Annotated in this window: 17 protein-coding genes and 1 tRNA gene; 10 read left to right on the top strand and 8 right to left on the bottom strand. The window is 43.1% G+C overall.

The window, feature by feature from the left end; all coding sequences use genetic code 11:
• The first annotated feature begins 90 nt into the window (after positions 1-90).
• The 4 genes from ABNE31_RS10380 (at position 91) to ABNE31_RS10365 (ending at position 4,803) form a co-directional block, all read left to right on the top strand.
• Positions 91-1,518, top strand: a complete 1,428-nt coding sequence (locus ABNE31_RS10380; protein ID WP_349351072.1) for an amidohydrolase — start codon at positions 91-93, stop codon at positions 1,516-1,518.
• 171 nt (positions 1,519-1,689) lie between these two features.
• Positions 1,690-2,694 (top strand): pirin-like C-terminal cupin domain-containing protein, encoded by a 1,005-nt coding sequence (locus tag ABNE31_RS10375; protein ID WP_349351071.1) that lies wholly within the window; start codon positions 1,690-1,692, stop codon positions 2,692-2,694.
• 219 nt (positions 2,695-2,913) lie between these two features.
• Positions 2,914-3,450, top strand: coding sequence for a tetratricopeptide repeat protein (locus ABNE31_RS10370; RefSeq protein WP_349351070.1), 537 nt, complete (start codon positions 2,914-2,916; stop codon positions 3,448-3,450).
• A gap of 15 nt (positions 3,451-3,465) precedes the next feature.
• Entirely contained in the window at positions 3,466-4,803 is a 1,338-nt protein-coding gene (locus ABNE31_RS10365; protein WP_349351069.1) for a histidine kinase, read from the top strand.
• A gap of 6 nt (positions 4,804-4,809) precedes the next feature.
• On the opposite strand, the gene murA is transcribed toward ABNE31_RS10365, so the two are convergent.
• The 3 genes from murA to ABNE31_RS10350 all read right to left on the bottom strand — a co-directional run bounded on the left by murA (position 4,810) and on the right by ABNE31_RS10350 (position 7,150).
• Positions 4,810-6,117, bottom strand: a complete 1,308-nt coding sequence (gene murA / locus ABNE31_RS10360) for a UDP-N-acetylglucosamine 1-carboxyvinyltransferase (protein ID WP_349351068.1) — start codon at positions 6,115-6,117, stop codon at positions 4,810-4,812.
• Positions 6,118-6,132: 15 nt separating this feature from the next.
• On the bottom strand, positions 6,133-6,780 hold the full coding sequence (locus tag ABNE31_RS10355; protein WP_179385646.1) for a DUF4290 domain-containing protein: 648 nt from the start codon (positions 6,778-6,780) through the stop codon (positions 6,133-6,135).
• An 82-nt stretch (positions 6,781-6,862) separates the two neighbouring features.
• Positions 6,863-7,150, bottom strand: a complete 288-nt coding sequence (locus tag ABNE31_RS10350; protein WP_179385647.1) for a DUF493 family protein — start codon at positions 7,148-7,150, stop codon at positions 6,863-6,865.
• Between the two features lie 89 nt (positions 7,151-7,239).
• Here ABNE31_RS10350 and ABNE31_RS10345 point away from each other — a divergent pair, with 89 nt between their 5' ends.
• The 5 genes from ABNE31_RS10345 (at position 7,240) to ABNE31_RS10325 (ending at position 11,769) form a co-directional block, all read left to right on the top strand.
• Positions 7,240-7,803 carry an ATP-binding protein gene (locus tag ABNE31_RS10345; RefSeq protein ID WP_179385648.1) on the top strand — a complete coding sequence of 188 codons (564 nt, stop codon included), beginning with the start codon at positions 7,240-7,242 and terminating at the stop codon, positions 7,801-7,803.
• Positions 7,803-9,695 (top strand): ATP-dependent DNA helicase RecQ, encoded by a 1,893-nt coding sequence (locus ABNE31_RS10340; RefSeq protein WP_349351067.1) that lies wholly within the window; start codon positions 7,803-7,805, stop codon positions 9,693-9,695. Before ABNE31_RS10345 ends, ABNE31_RS10340 begins: the two co-directional genes overlap by 1 nt.
• Positions 9,676-10,638: a methionyl-tRNA formyltransferase gene (gene fmt, locus ABNE31_RS10335; RefSeq protein ID WP_349351066.1), complete on the top strand. Its 963-nt coding sequence runs from the start codon at positions 9,676-9,678 to the stop codon at positions 10,636-10,638. The genes ABNE31_RS10340 and fmt overlap by 20 nt, the downstream gene beginning before the upstream one ends.
• A gap of 175 nt (positions 10,639-10,813) precedes the next feature.
• Complete coding sequence (locus tag ABNE31_RS10330; RefSeq protein WP_127140702.1) at positions 10,814-11,086, top strand: HU family DNA-binding protein; 273 nt, start codon at positions 10,814-10,816, stop codon at positions 11,084-11,086.
• A gap of 122 nt (positions 11,087-11,208) precedes the next feature.
• Complete coding sequence (locus tag ABNE31_RS10325; RefSeq protein WP_179385651.1) at positions 11,209-11,769, top strand: YqgE/AlgH family protein; 561 nt, start codon at positions 11,209-11,211, stop codon at positions 11,767-11,769.
• Here the strand turns inward: ABNE31_RS10325 and ABNE31_RS10320 are convergent.
• Positions 11,766-12,611: an aminotransferase class IV gene (locus ABNE31_RS10320; protein WP_349351065.1), complete on the bottom strand. Its 846-nt coding sequence runs from the start codon at positions 12,609-12,611 to the stop codon at positions 11,766-11,768. The genes ABNE31_RS10325 and ABNE31_RS10320 overlap by 4 nt on opposite strands.
• A gap of 54 nt (positions 12,612-12,665) precedes the next feature.
• The gene (locus tag ABNE31_RS10315) at positions 12,666-13,049 is read right to left on the bottom strand and encodes an START-like domain-containing protein (protein ID WP_349351064.1); all 384 of its coding nucleotides are present in this window, start codon (positions 13,047-13,049) and stop codon (positions 12,666-12,668) included.
• 209 nt (positions 13,050-13,258) lie between these two features.
• On the opposite strand from ABNE31_RS10315, the gene ABNE31_RS10310 reads away from it, so the two are divergent.
• Positions 13,259-13,332, top strand: a tRNA-Met gene (locus tag ABNE31_RS10310).
• 86 nt (positions 13,333-13,418) lie between these two features.
• Here the strand turns inward: ABNE31_RS10310 and ABNE31_RS10305 are convergent.
• Genes ABNE31_RS10305 through ABNE31_RS10295 form a run of 3 tightly spaced genes read right to left on the bottom strand, consistent with a single transcriptional unit; the run spans position 13,419 to position 14,652 of the window.
• Complete coding sequence (locus ABNE31_RS10305) at positions 13,419-13,670, bottom strand: hypothetical protein (protein ID WP_116183674.1); 252 nt, start codon at positions 13,668-13,670, stop codon at positions 13,419-13,421.
• A complete protein-coding gene (locus ABNE31_RS10300; RefSeq protein WP_116183675.1) occupies positions 13,667-13,993 on the bottom strand; it encodes a hypothetical protein in 327 nt (108 codons plus the stop codon). Before ABNE31_RS10300 ends, ABNE31_RS10305 begins: the two co-directional genes overlap by 4 nt.
• A 5-nt stretch (positions 13,994-13,998) precedes the next feature.
• Positions 13,999-14,652, bottom strand: a complete 654-nt coding sequence (locus tag ABNE31_RS10295) for a hypothetical protein (protein ID WP_116183676.1) — start codon at positions 14,650-14,652, stop codon at positions 13,999-14,001.
• Positions 14,653-14,676 lie beyond the last annotated feature (24 nt).

The following is a 14,676-nucleotide window of genomic DNA, read 5'->3' as shown; positions in this document are numbered from 1 at the left end:
TCTTTAAATTTAGGAGCTGTTGTAATTTTGTGTGACGTCTTGTTGACAGCACATGAAACAGCGGTAAATAACTAACTCAAAACCTAAATGATGAAGAAATTTTCAACCTTACTCCTTTTGGGACTGGTCTCATTGAACCTATCCGCCCAAAAAATGTCAAAGGACAAAAAAGCGGTCGTCGCTTCCGTGGAAAAGCACAAGGAAAACCTTATTCAAATCAGTGATTCTATCTGGGCACTGGCCGAAACAGCATTCGAGGAATCGATTTCCTCAGAAATGTTGGCCGATTATGCCGAGAAGAACGGGATGACCGTGACACGTGGTGTAGCCGATATCCCAACCGCCTTTGTTGCTACCTACGGTTCAGGAAAACCCGTAATCAGTGTCTTGGGCGAGTTTGATGCCCTACCGGGCCTTTCACAGAACACGGTTCCCACCAAAGATCCACGAATTGATGGTGCTCCCGGCCACGGATGTGGGCACAATATGTTCGGGGCAGCCAGTTTAGGTGCTGCCATAGCTATCAAAGAACAAATTGAGGCAGGAAACATTAAAGGAACCGTCAAATTCTTTGGGACACCTGCCGAAGAGAAATTTTTTGGAAAAGTTTGGATGGTAGAAGCCGGACTTTGGGACGATGTTGATGTAAACGTAAGCTGGCACCCATCTGCCGAAATTGAAGCCGACGTACAAAGTGGATTGGCCCTGGTCGATTTCATGATTGAATTTTACGGTCAAGCTGCCCACGCATCTTCCGACCCATGGAACGGACGCAGTGCCTCTGACGCCTTGGAACTGTATACCACGGGGATTAACTATTATCGCGAGCATATAAAACCCACTTCGCGTATTCACTACCATATTCAAGATGGAGGCCAAGTAGTAAATGTTGTTCCTGACTATGCCCGCCTGTGGGTGCGTGTGCGTGACCCCAAAAGAGATGTGATGCTTCCCACCTTTGAACGGGTTAAGGCCATGGCCGAAGGCGCCGCAATCATGGCCAATGTGGACTATAAATACTCCTTGATTTCAGGAATTTATGAAACCCTGGTCAACCGTGAGGGAGGCCAAATCATGCAAAACAATCTGGAGCTTTTGGGACCCATTACCTATACCGATGAGGAAATTACCTATGGTAAAGCCATTCAAGAGGCCACCGGAAAACCCCAAGTGGGCATGGATGGTGAAGTACATCCTTTGAAAGAAACCGAGGAACTGCCAGGAGGAGGCTCTACCGATGTTGGTGATGTAAGTTGGAACGTACCCAACATCAACCTAGGCGTAACGGTTGCTCCAAAAGGAACACCTTGGCACTCTTGGGCCGTTGTGGCCTGTGGGGGTATGAGCATTGGCCATAAGGGAATGATTTACGCATCCAAAGCTATGGGCATGACAATGTTCGATCTTTTTGATGACCCAAAATTGGTAGAAAAAGTAAAAGAAGAATTTAAAACGAGAAAAGGTGATGTTAAATACGAGGCCATGATCGATGGTCCGCCACCAATTCCCGGTAAATAGATGGATTATAATAAAGAGGCTGACTAAAAGGTGGTTAATTGTCAGTTCGAGCGGAGTCGAGAACTTAAAATAGGTTGACATTCAACGATTAGGTCTCGACTGTGCCTAACCTGACATAGACAAAAAGTCACCATTTTTTGGTCGGTCTCTTATCTTTTAAAAAATTGCATGATGAAAACTCCTGTTCTACAAACTTTTCCATTAAGCACCCCTTGGCAAACCTTGGACCCTTTTCTTTTTAGTGTATATCATTTAGATCATTTCCCAAAGGGAAATGGGGAAATGGGACCCGACCCATCCCTTTTGAAAGGACGGAACTTAGGAAGTGATTTTGACCCGACCCAAAAGTGGCGCATGTATCACGGGCAGTCCATTCCAGGATTTCCGTACCATCCACACCGTGGTTTCGAAACCATTACCATTGTAAACAAAGGATTTTGTGACCACTCGGATTCTTTGGGTGCCGCAGGCCGATTTGGTGAAGGTGATGTACAGTGGATGACCGCTGGAAGGGGGGTTCAACATTCCGAGATGTTCCCCCTGCTCAAAGATGATGAAGAAAATCCCTTGGAACTCTTTCAAATATGGTTAAACCTGCCCAAATCGGGAAAATTTGTCGACCCGCACTTTAAGATGCTTTGGCACGAGGATATTCCCATTGTGGAGGAAGAAAATGCAAAAATCAAGGTGATAGCCGGTCCCTACAAAAATGTTGCCCCACCGACCCCTGCCCCGGATTCTTGGGCGGCCGACCCGGAAAATGAAGTGGCCGTTTGGAATATTCATGTAGAGCCTGAAGCCGAATATGTGCTGCCGAGTACAAGTGAATCGGTAAACCGCGTACTTTACTTTTATGATGGTGATGAAATACATATTGGGGATAAAAAAATAAATCCCAGTTTTGGGATTGTTTTGGACCCCACCACCGATGTGAATATCAAAGTTGGTTCCGAAACCGCCCATTTTATGTTACTGCAAGGAAAGCCTATCGGCGAGCCCGTCGCCAAATATGGTCCCTTTGTGATGAACACCCAAGAGGAAATCCAAAAAGCGATGGAAGAATACCGCCTTACCCAGTTTGGGGGGTGGCCATGGCCCCACCCGGACCATGTTCATGATAAAGACAAGGGGCGCTTTGCATTGTACCCCGATGGGAAAATGGTCGATAAAAATTAAAATTTTTCTGACAAACCCTTATTTTTTAGGGGTTACAGCGATTTTTTTGTTTTCGATAATAAGAATTATTTCTATTTTAATTCCTGACAATCAAAGTTTTGGAACAAGCTTGCTTATCTCGTCAGACAAATGGAAATCAATTCATTGCGGTTTTTTCATATTAAGTTCTTTCTACTATTTCTTTTGATGGGAAATATGGGTTTTTCCCAAACCAAGGAAATGGATAGCCTTCAAAACCTGCTTAAAACTGCTGACGATACCACACAGGTGAATCTGTTAAGGACATTGGGCATCAAATCCAGATTCATCGACAAGGAACAGGCGGTTGCCTACGGGTTACAGAGCTTGGAAAAATCAAAAGAAATCGGTTTTAAGGTAGGTGAGGCCAAAGCACTCTACTCCTTGGGGCTAACGCATGGTATGACCGATAGCTATGCTAATTCTTTGGAATATTTAAACAAGTGTCTCGTGGTGGCTAATCAAAACAAGGACTACAGTATGGTCTGTGATGTTTATAATTCCATGGGGATTGTATATAAACGCATTGGGGATTACCCTTCGAGTCAAGAAAGCTATCTAAAAAGTCTCAAAGTAATCGATTCGTTCAATCTTCAAATAAACGCTGCTTCCGTGTACATCAACCTCGGGGTTTTACACGATTTGATGGATGAAAGGGAAGAGGCCATTGCCAGCTACCAAAAGGCGCTGGAAATCTACGACGGCCCAGACCCAGAAGCCATGAAGAACGATGTCTAAGTAAACTTGGCCATCATGAGCTACACGGACGGGGACTACCAAACAGCTTTGGACAAATTTTTGAAAATTGTACCGTATTGGAGGCAAGAAGGAAACAACATCAAATTGTACGACCTGTATAGTAATATTGGCCATTGTTATTTGCAATTGGAACAATGGAATAATGCGGAGGAATATCTTTTCAAAGCCCTTGATTTGGCTAACCAGCTGTCCCTAGAGCAAGGAAAGGCATTCGTGTATCATAATTTGGCAAGTCTAATGCTCAATCAAAGTAAGCTGAAGGAAGCCATAGGTTACTCCAAACAAAACCTTGACGTTTTACAAGGTATGGAGGGAACGTTTGAGCGTAAACGAGAGGCCCATCAAAAAGCTTATGAAATCTACGAGGCTTCAGGACAGCTTAAAAAGGCTATTTTTCATTTGAACAGGGCACAGGAGTACAAGGATAGCCTGATGAACGAAGCCAAGGTAAAGGAAATTCAAAATTTACAGGTGCGACACGAAGTATATGTGAAAGACCGGGAAATCGAGGCCAATACCTTAGAATTGGCGCTCCTGAATACCCGAGTGGAGCAAAATAGAAAACGAACGCTTTACCTTATCGTTATATCTATCCTATTGCTCTTCTCCGCCAGCCTGCTCTATTTCCGATATTTGGCAAAGAAAAGATCTAATGCCATTCTTTCCGAAAAGAACAGGTTGATATCTGAGCAACGAGATACCATAGGCCAAATGAACAGGCAGTTAGAAAAGCGGATGTTACGGGCCCAGATGAATCCCCATTTTATTTTTAACTCCCTCGGTTCCATACAACACCTCATCAGCACCAACGATAAAAAAGGGGCCCTCACCTATCTCTCCAAGTTTTCAAAACTGCTTCGTCAGGTCTTGGAAAGTTCGGTGAACATAAGTTTGGTGCTAAGTGAAGAAATAGAGCTGCTCAAAATTTATGTGGAACTGGAAGCTTTGCGTTTTGACCATTCCTTTTCCTATCAATTTGAAATCGATGAGAATTTGGATATCGATGCCCATGAAGTTCCCATGCTTTTGGTACAGCCTTATATCGAAAATGCCATCATACACGGATTGATGCCAAAGGAGGGAAACAAGGAGCTTAAAGTTTCTTTTACCGATAAAGGAGATAATATCGAATGTGTGATTGAAGACAATGGCGTGGGACTGACACAAACGGAAGCACGAAAATCCAACCGGATATCCCGTGGCATGTCCATTACGGAACGAAGGATACAAGCACTTAAACAGCACTCTGCCCAACAATTGGTTAAAATAGAGAACCTTTCCGACAAGAACCGCTCAGGTACCCGTGTAACCATCTTGATCCCGAAAGAATAAGTTTAATTATACCCTTACGATATTGGCTCCAATGGCACGCAAACGCTCATCGATGTTTTCGTAGCCACGGTCAATTTGCTCAATATTATGAATGGTGGATGTTCCTTTGGCCGACAGTGCTGCAATCAAAAGGGAAACACCCGCCCGAATATCTGGCGACACCATGGTGGTGGCCTTTAGGGTGGATTTAAAATCATGCCCAATAACCGTGGCCCTGTGTGGGTCACAAAGGATGATTTTAGCCCCCATATCAATAAGCTTGTCCACAAAGAACAATCGGCTTTCAAACATTTTCTGATGAATCAGGACTTCGCCTCGGGCCTGTGTGGCCGTAACCAAAATAATACTCAATAAATCAGGGGTCAATCCGGGCCATGGTGCATCGGCAATAGTTAGGATAGAACCGTCAATAAAATTTTGGATTTCGTATCCATCTTCATGCTTGGGAATAAAAATATCATCGTTTCTTCGCTCTACTGTAATTCCCAGCTTACGGAAAACAGTTGGAATCTGGCCCAAATCGTCCCAACTCACATTTTTAATGGTCAGTTCGCTCTGGGTCATGGCCGCCAGTCCAATCCAGCTACCAATTTCAATCATATCGGGAAGCATGGTATGCTCCGTTCCCTTTAGGGATTTTACGCCCTCAATGGTCAACAAATTGGAACCGATACCTGAGATTTTGGCCCCCATCCGGTTCAGCATTTTGCACAACTGCTGCAAATAGGGCTCACAGGCCGCATTATAAATCGTAGTGGTACCCTCGGCCAAAACGGCTGCCATCACAATGTTGGCCGTACCGGTTACGGATGCCTCATCCAACAACATGTAGGTGCCAGTAAGTTTTTCTGCTTCCACACCATAGAAATACTCTTCTTTGTTATATCTAAATTGGGCTCCAAGCTTAATGAAACCTTCAAAATGGGTATCCAAACGACGTCTTCCTATTTTATCCCCACCAGGTTTGGGGATGTATCCTTTTCCAAAACGGGCCAACAGTGGACCAACCAACATAATGGAACCGCGAAGGCCTCTTCCATCTTCCTTGAACTTGACCGATTGCAGATAATCCAAGTTAACATCATCCGCTTTAAAGGTATACGAGCCTTTTCCTTTCTTTTGGATCTTGACGCCTAAATCTTCAAGCAGTGCAATGAGTTTATTGACATCGACAATGTCCGGAATGTTGTTTATGGTAATTTTTTCTTCTGATAGCAATACGGCGCAAAGAATTTGAAGTGCTTCGTTCTTTGCTCCCTGGGGGGTGATTTCACCATGCAACTGGTGGCCGCCCTCTATTCGAAATGTACCCATGTATTCCTTTGGAGTTTAATATCTTTTTTTACGACCTCTTTGACTTTTTTTGCCCCGATTATTGCTGGTGTTCGAACGGCTGGGCCTATTTTTCAAAAACTGTCCGCTCTCCGTCAAACTCTCATCGCTCTTGGCCAAATCAATCTGACCATCACTAAGCTCTTTCAAGTGATTAAAAATTACGGTGTCCTCTACGGTATCCTTGTTCCAAGTCAAATAACACTTTTTCATGTGGTTGGCAATGGCATATTCCAAGCCAGACCGCATATCGCCCTTTTCCCAATTTACCGCCACATCAATCATCCGTTTGATGTTGTTTCCATAAAAACGGTACTTGGGATGGTTCTGAGGATATTCCAAGGGTTCAGGACGCTGCTGCAAGGTCTCTTTGGAGGTTATGGGAAAGGGAGAGTCCACATCCAATTTAAAATCGGACATAATGAAAAGCTGGTCCCAAAGTTTGTGCTGAAAATCCGGCACGTCCCTTAAATGGGGCTGCAAATTACCCATAACACTAATAATGGATTGTGCCACTCGGTTTCGTTCATCACGATCTTCGATGGCTACGGCATGGTCCACCATTTTTTGAAAATGGCGCCCATATTCGGGAATAAAAAGCTTTGGACGCTCTGTATTGTATTCTAGGGTATATACTTCGTTCAAACTACTGGATTTAGTGAATTGATAATTGGAAAGTCAAACTGATAACGAGTGCAAATTAAGAAAATTATGGCAAACTAAGGACCTACAGGGAAATAACACCTTCCACAACAGAAACTTCCTTGTACTTTTGGATAACTTCGTCCGGATTCTTCAAATGTACGGTAATGGACAAGCTGGTGTACGTCCCCTTTTTGCTCTTTTTGGATTCTATCACCGCCCCTGTATTATCGAAAATGTCCTGGATTTGCGATATTTTGGCCTCCTCTGTGGGAACAATAAATTTGTAAAGGTAGGTTGATGGCCAACTCGTGGTCTCCAACAACTGCTCCTTTAGCTTCGCGTAAAATTCTTCCGTCTCTTTCTTATCCATACCGCAATTTTATACAAATATATGGCTTACCCTTCAATTTTTTTTCCTTGGGGCGATTTCATTACTTTGCACCATTAATTCTAAGGTCTTTGGGAAAAAACAAGGTAGTTATAACGGGAGCTCCCGGCACTGGGAAGACGTCCATAGTAAACGGTTTGGAACAGAGAGGTTTTCACTGCTTTCACGAAATCATTCGGGATATGACCTCCAAGGCAAAGCAGGAAGGCCAATCGGAACACCATATTTCCAATCCGCTGGTTTTTGTGGACGATGCCTTGCAGTTCAATAAAGACTTGCTGGAAGGTAGGACGTCCCATTACCGACAATCAAAGCACATCAATGCGCCCATCAGCTTTTTTGACAGGGGCATTCCCGATGTGCTCGCCTATATGGATTTTTTCGACCAAGCATATGACGACTATTTTATTTCCCATGCCGAGAACCATAGGTATGATTCCGTTTTTATAGTTCCGCCTTGGAAAGAAATCTATGTTTCCGATAATGAACGTTTGGAAACTTTTGAGGAAGCGGAAAACATCCACCATTCCTTGCTTAAAATTTATACCCAATTTGGCTATAACCCCATCGAAGTGCCAAAAGATGATGTCCTAAATCGGATTGATTTTATTTTGGAAACACTTAAAATAACATAGTGCACAAGAACATCACAAGCGTTTTACAACAGTACTGGGGATATGATGATTTTAGGGGTTCCCAGAGGAAAATCATTGATACGGTCATTTCTGGGCAAGATGTACTCGCCCTGATGCCTACCGGTGGCGGAAAATCCATTTGTTACCAAGTGCCCGCACTGGCCATGGAAGGTATTTGTGTTGTGGTCTCACCTTTGGTGGCCCTGATCCAAGATCAGGTGGCCCAATTAAAAAAGAGAAATATCAAGGCAATCGCCTTAACCGGGGGCATCCGTTCCAACGAAGTAAACGACTTGTTGGACAATTGTGTATTTGGCAACTACAAATTCCTGTACCTATCCCCAGAACGCTTACAGCAGACCGTGGTAAGGGAACGCATTCAGCAAATGAACGTTAATCTTATTGCGATTGACGAGGCACATTGTATCTCCCAGTGGGGAAACGACTTTAGGCCTGCTTATTTGGAATGCTCTATTTTAAAGGAATTGGCTCCTCAAACTCCAATGATTGCACTTACGGCGACAGCTACGCCTCGTGTTGTGGATGACATCGTTGAGAATTTGGAACTGAAGGAGGTCCGTATTTTTAAGGATTCCTTTTCCCGTTCCAATATCGCTTTCAAGGTAAGGCGTTCGGAGGACAAATTGTACCAGCTCAAAAAATACATGGAAAAAATCCCGGGAAGCGGCATCGTCTATGTACGTTCCCGGAAAATGTCCATATCCTTGGCCAACTTTTTGATCAACAACGGGGTATCGGCTCCTTTTTACCATGGGGGCATTCCCAAATCGGACAAGGAGGAAAAACTCAATCGTTGGTTGAATGGCAAAGACAGGGTCATGGTGGCCACCAATGCCTTTGGCATGGGGGTGGATAAACCAGATGTGCGTTTGGTCATCCATTACCAGATACCCGACAGTTTGGAAAGCTATTTTCAGGAGGCGGGACGTGCTGGTAGGGATGGAGAGCCTTCAACGGCCATCATCCTAACCTCCAAAGAAGATGCGGATAGGGCCAAACAGCAGTTTTTGTCCACCCTGCCCGATGTGGGTTTTGTGAAAACCGTTTATTCCAAGCTCAACAACTATTTTCAGATTTCCTACGGAGAGCTTATTTCGGAACCCCAGGCCTTCAAGTTCAATGAGTTTTGTTCACGATATGCGTTTAATCCCAACATGGCGTTCAATGCCCTTCGTATTTTAGATCAAAATTCCGTGCTATCGTTGGCCGAAAACTTTAAGGAGAAAACTACGCTTCAATTTGTAGCTTCCAAGGCCGAAATATTCAATTACTTGGACAAAAACCGCAAAACGGCTCCCATCATTCAAACCATTTTACGGACCTACGGAGGTATTACGGATTATGAGACCAAGATCAATCTGTATATGCTGTCCCAAAAAACGGGCACGGGCGAAGAACGTTTAAAACAATTATTACAGCAACTGGCGGACGATAACATTGCGGAATACTACAACCATAGTTCCGATTTGGAAATTACCTTTTTAGTGCCCCGTGAAGACGACCATACCATCAACCCGTTTGCCAAAAAAATAAAGGATTTCAACCAAGTGAAGGTGGATAATATGGCCGCTATGTTGGGGTACATTGCCAATCAGAAAAGGTGCCGTAGTGTTTACCTACTGAATTATTTTGGCGAAAAGTCCGCCGAAAAGTGCGGCACTTGCGATATTTGCACAAAGAAGGCCAAAGTATCCCCTCCACACGACTTGGAACAAAAAATTCTGGAACTCTTGGAAATTCGCCCCCATTCCTCCAGACAGTTGGAACGCGTCACGGGAACAAGTGAAAAAGAACTTTTGAACCTGCTCGAGCGGTTGCTGGAAAATGGATTGGTCTCGATAAACATTAAGAATGAGTACATCAAAACATAATTTGCTTCGTATCGTATTTATGGGTACCCCCGATTTTGCGGTGGGCAGCCTAAAACAACTTTTGGAAGCTGGCTTTAAGGTGGTGGGTGTAATTACCGCCCCGGATAGGCCAGCGGGAAGGGGGCGCAAGCTCCAAGAGTCAGCCGTGAAACAATTCGCTGTTAAACACCAATTAAAGGTATTACAGCCGACTAATTTAAAGGACGAGGCATTTTTGAAGGACCTCAAAAGCCTTGATGCCAACCTTCAAGTAGTGGTCGCTTTTCGGATGCTGCCCAAAGTGGTCTGGCAAATGCCCGCGTATGGCACCTTTAACCTTCATGCTTCGCTCCTGCCCCAATATCGGGGTGCAGCTCCCATTAATTGGGCAATCATCAATGGTGAAACTAAGACAGGCGTAACAACCTTTTTTATTGATGAAAAGATAGATACCGGGAACATCATTCTTCAAAAAGGAGCCAACATACGGCCAGAGGACAATGCCGGAGACCTGCACGACAGGTTGATGGAACTGGGCGCCCATTTGGTCGTTCATACCTGCAAACAGATTGAAGCAGGAACCGTGTCCCTACAAAAACAGGATGAGAGCATGGAATTAAAGCCCGCTCCAAAAATCCATAAGGATACCTGCCGAATCGATTGGAATAGTTCCATGATGGATATTTACAATCATATCCGGGGGTTGAGTCCATATCCAGGGGCATGGACGGAGTTGGTGAACGATGGAAAAGCAGAACCCATGAAGATTTTCAGGACCGAAATGGAGACCTCCGAACACAACTACATCGTTGGAAAACTGGTGGTAGAAAAAAAATCGCTCAAGGTTGCGGTTAAAGAGGGGTACCTAAACTTGTTGGAATTACAGCTTCCTGGCAAACGAAGGATGCAGGTAAACGAAGTTTTGAATGGGCTAAATCTGGAAAAAGAGGCACATCTTCGCTAAAGCCTTGCTATGATTGGGCTGGGAAAAGTTGTCGTTTTTTCCCACTTTATCAACAAACGTTTCAAGTTATCAACAAAAACCCCTATTTCCCTTGGTTTTACTTGCGTGAGACCCAAATCCATATAAATTTGTTCAGCATTAAAATTATATTAACAACAATTAATTTAATTCCATTATGAACAAAACAGAATTAATCGATGCTATGGCAGCTGATGCTGGCATCACTAAGGCAGCAGCAAAAAAAGCATTGGAATCTTTCTTGGGAAATGTAGAAGGAACGCTTAAAAAAGGAGACAGAGTTTCCTTGGTAGGTTTTGGTTCTTGGTCAGTTTCTAAAAGAAGCGCTAGAGAAGGTAGAAATCCACAGACTGGAGCTACTATTAAGATTGCCGCTAAGAACGTTGTAAAGTTCAAAGCAGGTGCTGAATTGAGCAGTGCAGTAAACTAATCAATTTATTTATTGAATATACGAAAGCACTCCTTTTGGGGTGCTTTTTTAGTTGATAACAGCTTTGTTTTTTTTGCATATGTTGAATAATATGTTAAATTTAGAAACATGAATTCAGGTAAATGGTAACTCAGAAGCCAAAAAAGGGAAATTTACTTGTTGCGGAACCTTCGCTGACCGGCGATGTTTCTTTCAATAGATCTGTTGTACTTATTGCCGAACACAACCACGAGGGTTCGGTCGGGTTTATTTTGAACAAGCCCCTTGACTACACCATTTGCGACTTGGTCTCGGACATAACCATTCCCTTCCAAGTGTTCAATGGTGGCCCTGTAGAGCAGGACAACCTTTATTTTATCCACAAGGTGCCCCATTTGATAGAAAACAGTATCGAGATTTCCGATGGGATTTTCTGGGGCGGTAATTTTGAAGTGACCATAGAACTCATCAACAATGGAACCATCACCGAACAGGATATCCGATTCTTTTTAGGGTATTCCGGATGGGGAACCAGTCAATTGGATCAAGAACTCTCGTCCAAATCATGGGTGGTACTGCCGAACGAATACGAAAGCAGTATTCTGGAAAAAGCCGCTAACGCCTTCTGGAAAGAAAAAATGGTGGAATTGGGCGGTGATTATCTGCTTTGGTCCAATGCTCCCGAAAACCCTTCGCTCAACTAGCCAATTCTGGCCTTAGCATTTAATTTACCCACCAAACTCTTGGCAACTTTGGTATCGTACTCCTTTTTTCTGTATTTGCTGATGGGCTGAATCCCCACAATGGAATTGGTGAGGAACATCTCGTCCATTTTTTGAAGCTCAAACGGCGAAACGGAATCCTCGACCAAATCATAATCTTCCGACCCAGCGATCAGCTTCATCAGGTTTTTTCGGATAATCCCGTCCAAGCAACCATCACTCAAAGGAGGTGTCTTTATTTGGTTGCCCTTCACCAAAAATAAATTGCCATTAATGGCTTCTACCACCTTTTTGTCCGTGTTCACCAATAAACAATTGGCATATCCATTTTCCTGGGCATAGACACCGGCCACCACATTCAAAATTTTGTTAGTGGATTTTAGGTTGGAAAGCATATCCTTATTGACGTAATAATCCTTGAAAAGTTCCACTTCGTAGGGTTTCTCCTCGATGATGAAGAAAGGAGACTCCATAGCATTGGTTTCAATCACGTAGGAAACATCGTTGGTAGCCGGGGTATACAGTCCACCGTCGTTTCTAAAAACTGTTAATCGCACACGAACCGCTCCGCTTTCCAGCTGATTGGATTCGATGGTTTTCTTGATTTCTTCCTCTAAAAATTCCAGGGTAAAATCCATTGGGATTTCCATCCGAAGGATACGCATGGAAGCCATCAACCTAAAATAATGATCTTCCCAAAAAAATAAGGTCCCGTTCACATACCGGACCGTCTCAAAAAGAGCGTCGCCATATTTAAAGGCCCTGTTGTTGTGGGTGAAAATTGTTTTATCCGCTGCTTGTAGTGCTCCGTTACAATTGACCATAAAAAAGTCCCGATTTTTATAGGGACCAAAGATACGGTTTACTGAAGAATCGGGCTAGGTGGAACCTAGAACTTGTTTGAGGTCCGATACTTGGTTCTCCCACAGCATTTTCGCTTCGTCCACTTCGCCTTCCTCGGCAAAATCGGTAATGAACAAGGAAACATCCTTTGTAATCTCATCCACAATGATGCGCATTTCAAAAAAGGAACCATCTTCGTTTTCTTCCCATGCCAATTTGACGAATTCCTCGCTCTTTCGCTTGAGCAGTTTGGCCCGCTCCTCGGAGCCATCCCATATAAACGTAAAAATCTCCCCACGGGAGTTTACGTTATCGGCATACCATTCGGAAAGTCCTGATGGGGTGGAAATATATTGGTAAAGCAACTGAGGTGAAGCCTGGATCACAAATTCCAGTTCAAATTTAACCTTATCACTCATTGTCGTGTTCTTTAGAAGTTTTTTCAGCTTAAGTATAGTTTGGGAAGATATAAAAATAAATATCAAATAATAAATTAATAATGAATTTTGATTCAGCGAAAATTTAAACCTATATTTGCACCCGCTTAGCAAAAACACGGCGAGGTAGCTCAGCTGGTTAGAGCGTCGGATTCATAACCCGGAGACAAAATTGAAATATTGTAGTAAATGGCGAGGTAGCTCAGGTGGTTAGAGCGTTGGATTCATAACCCAGAGGTCGGGGGTTCAAGTCCCCCTCTCGCTACTTTTTGATGATAAAAAACCCAAGACGAAAATCTTGGGTTTTTTTGTTCTGTACAACATATGTACAACATTTTTGGTTTTTCCTTATCATTCCACATAGTCTCTAAAAATAGTGTGCCTACCGTGCTTGACCACCAAATTCGGAAGCTGTTTCAAAGGGCTAATTTTTTCGACTATATCCACACGGTAGAATTTGCCATCAATTTTGAATAATTCTTTTTTTCTTGCCCCAAATGCTGCGGATTGAAAAGACCTTTCCTCAAAATAGGTAAACTCCCAATACAGTTTTTCTGGGTCGATTTTTCTAAAAATCGTGATTAAATGTGCATACATGGTCATTGCAATGGTGCTTTTGATTTGCCAGTATTACCCAAAAGCCGAAGCGCAACGGTCTGCAATTTACACGGAAAGAAAGCTTTTTTTGAAAACCCCGTTCTGATAAAACCTATGAAATCCCTATCGGCATATTCTATAACCTTGACATTATAGAATTTATGGTCAGTCGGAAAATCAAGAGGTTTTCCCTTCCATTGCACCAATCGGTACAAGGCTTCCAACTTTTTACCATATAATCCTGTCCTTTCGTTGTGGTAGACGAAATTGTGAATTGTCCCGTAATGCTGTTCTTTGATGTTAGATCTGTTCTTTTTATTTGTTTTCATTTTTGTTATTTAGAGTAAAAATGAATTTGGCCAATTGATTGCCTATATATTAATGGAACTTGTGACCTGATCCATCTTTTCACTTTAATAGCGTGTTTAACGATCTTTTGCCTTAAGTAATGCTCATCATTTGATTTTGCTTCCCCGATCATATCTTCCTTTCCCAAATCCCCATAATAGCCATAACAACTGTCCAAAGTATTTCCACTGGAATCGGCAATGGAGTAACCGAATACATTACCCGTCAAATAATCATCGTACAACCGAACATTGTCCCTAATCATTTCTTCCAATTCCTTGGCAGTTTTATCCCCTGCCCGTAAACCCCATTGCTTCAACGTAGGAATATCTATAAAGGCAAAACCGATTTGGCTGCTATCCCAACAGCAAATAAAAGGGCTAGTCTTAATAGTAATGCCACCGTGGTCGTACATGAAAACTGACAATATGGCCAAGGGGCAATATTCATCTTCAATAGCTTCTCTTATAGCTTCCCAACTCTCAAATTCATTGGTATCAAAATCGGTGTTATTATGCAAATCATATCGTTTGTGGTTTAGACAAAAAAGTACATGCCCATCCCAATCCCTAAGTGGATTTTGGGGAAAATCATCCCGCTCGATTTTGATTTCATATCCTTTATAATGCAACGTTTCCATGTCTGATATTTTTTAGCGTCAATA

This window comes from Flagellimonas sp. MMG031 (assembly GCF_040112705.1).
Classification (GTDB): domain Bacteria; phylum Bacteroidota; class Bacteroidia; order Flavobacteriales; family Flavobacteriaceae; genus Flagellimonas.
Note: the sequence above shows the minus strand (reverse complement) of the source record. Positions and strands in the feature narration are given on the sequence as shown.

Bases quoted from the DNA above. Each gene is read 5' to 3' on its own strand.
- ABNE31_RS10380 (WP_349351072.1), top strand. From the start codon at position 91: ATGAAGAAATTTTCAACCTTACTCCTTTTGGGACTGGTCTCATTGAAC.
- ABNE31_RS10375 (WP_349351071.1), top strand. From the start codon at position 1,690: ATGAAAACTCCTGTTCTACAAACTTTTCCATTAAGCACCCCTTGGCAA.
- ABNE31_RS10370 (WP_349351070.1), top strand. From the start codon at position 2,914: ATGGATAGCCTTCAAAACCTGCTTAAAACTGCTGACGATACCACACAG.
- ABNE31_RS10365 (WP_349351069.1), top strand. From the start codon at position 3,466: ATGAGCTACACGGACGGGGACTACCAAACAGCTTTGGACAAATTTTTG.
- murA (WP_349351068.1), bottom strand. From the start codon at position 6,117: ATGGGTACATTTCGAATAGAGGGCGGCCACCAGTTGCATGGTGAAATC.
- ABNE31_RS10350 (WP_179385647.1), bottom strand. From the start codon at position 7,150: ATGGATAAGAAAGAGACGGAAGAATTTTACGCGAAGCTAAAGGAGCAG.
- fmt (WP_349351066.1), top strand. From the start codon at position 9,676: ATGAGTACATCAAAACATAATTTGCTTCGTATCGTATTTATGGGTACC.
- ABNE31_RS10330 (WP_127140702.1), top strand. From the start codon at position 10,814: ATGAACAAAACAGAATTAATCGATGCTATGGCAGCTGATGCTGGCATC.
- ABNE31_RS10325 (WP_179385651.1), top strand. From the start codon at position 11,209: ATGGTAACTCAGAAGCCAAAAAAGGGAAATTTACTTGTTGCGGAACCT.
- ABNE31_RS10320 (WP_349351065.1), bottom strand. From the start codon at position 12,611: ATGGTCAATTGTAACGGAGCACTACAAGCAGCGGATAAAACAATTTTC.
- ABNE31_RS10315 (WP_349351064.1), bottom strand. From the start codon at position 13,049: ATGAGTGATAAGGTTAAATTTGAACTGGAATTTGTGATCCAGGCTTCA.
- ABNE31_RS10305 (WP_116183674.1), bottom strand. From the start codon at position 13,670: ATGACCATGTATGCACATTTAATCACGATTTTTAGAAAAATCGACCCA.
- ABNE31_RS10300 (WP_116183675.1), bottom strand. From the start codon at position 13,993: ATGAAAACAAATAAAAAGAACAGATCTAACATCAAAGAACAGCATTAC.
- ABNE31_RS10295 (WP_116183676.1), bottom strand. From the start codon at position 14,652: ATGGAAACGTTGCATTATAAAGGATATGAAATCAAAATCGAGCGGGAT.